Source organism: Frankia sp. Mgl5 (assembly GCF_023242985.1).
GTDB classification, from domain to species: Bacteria; Actinomycetota; Actinomycetes; order Frankiales; family Frankiaceae; genus Parafrankia; species Parafrankia soli.
The window spans coordinates 1-1,096 of sequence record NZ_JALKFY010000785.1; the positions used below are offsets into that span (position 1 = coordinate 1).

The following is a 1,096-nucleotide window of genomic DNA, read 5'->3' on the forward strand; positions in this document are numbered from 1 at the left end:
GGCTACTGAAGATTAACGTGTGAAGTTATGTTGATCGGAGATTTTTCCAGGTCAGTCCGGTTTCGGTGAGGAACCCGATGAGTAGTCCCGGCCGGTACTGCATACGTTTCAGTCCGTGCTTGACGGCCTGATAGACCTGGTCGATACCACGGGCGGCCAGGTGCACCAGGGTTGTACGTTTCAGATACGACCAGACACCCTCGGCCGGGTTCAACTCAGGCGCGTAGGCAGGCAGCCATACGACGCTCACCCAGCCGGCGTGCGCGGCCAGGAAGCCGGTCATCTCGGCCTGGAGATGGATGTTCAACCGGTCCCACACCACCACCACCAGCCGCCCCCCGGGAAGCTGCGCATGCCCAGCCAGCAGAAGATCCCGGCAGTCCCCCCAGCCCAACCCCTTACGCTCACCCACCCGCCCGGACCCACCCCGCCCCGACACCCGCACCACCGGGGTCACTCCGCGGCGCGCCCACGTCCGTCCTCGTGGCGACCGCAGTCCCTGCCCTGTCTCGTCGAGGAAACAGACCCAGGCATCCCAGGCCGCCGCAGTGGTTTTACCGCCGGCCACCCCTGCTCGGACCAGCCCTGCACCGCGGTGTCGTCACGTTCGACCGCGCGGCGCGCCGGCAGCTGACACGACCAGCCGTGACGGTCCAACAACATCCACACCCCCGGCAGCGTGTACTCGACCCCGAACTCCCGCCTGATCACCTCAGCGACCCGGACCAGGGTCCACCGCTGATCCTCCCAGCCGTACACCCCCGCCCCCGGCGCAGGATCGCCTCCAACCGGCCCAGATCCCGATCATCCAACCGGCACCGCGACAACGGACCAGCCAACCGCAACGCCGCCGCGCCCCCTGACTCCCACGCCCGATACCAACAGCCCGCTGTTTTCGGGGTCACCTTGAATTCCCGCGCCACCTCCGTCCGTGTCGCTCCCGCAGCGAACCGGTCAGCCGCAGCCAACCGAACCCGCTCCCGTTCCACCTGCCCGGCGGGCGTCAACCCGCCACCCGTCGCATACCTCATAGCAAAAGATGTACCCGCCCACCACCAGCCATCACCAGACCCATTAACACCACACATTAATCGTC

Annotated in this window: 3 protein-coding genes; all 3 read right to left on the reverse strand. The window is 66.5% G+C overall.

The window, feature by feature from the left end:
- Positions 1-25 precede the first annotated feature (25 nt).
- From MXD62_RS27615 to MXD62_RS27625, 3 genes are read right to left on the reverse strand one after another with little or no spacing between them, the layout of a single operon-like run.
- The gene (locus tag MXD62_RS27615) at positions 26-412 is read right to left on the reverse strand and encodes a transposase (protein ID WP_248832320.1); all 387 of its coding nucleotides are present in this window, start codon (positions 410-412) and stop codon (positions 26-28) included.
- Positions 413-453: 41 nt separating this feature from the next.
- Positions 454-759, reverse strand: coding sequence for a winged helix-turn-helix domain-containing protein (locus MXD62_RS27620; protein ID WP_308301338.1), 306 nt, complete (start codon positions 757-759; stop codon positions 454-456).
- The gene (locus tag MXD62_RS27625; protein WP_308301339.1) at positions 708-1,088 is read right to left on the reverse strand and encodes a helix-turn-helix domain-containing protein; all 381 of its coding nucleotides are present in this window, start codon (positions 1,086-1,088) and stop codon (positions 708-710) included. The genes MXD62_RS27620 and MXD62_RS27625 overlap by 52 nt, the downstream gene beginning before the upstream one ends.
- Between the last annotated feature and the right edge of the window lie 8 nt (positions 1,089-1,096).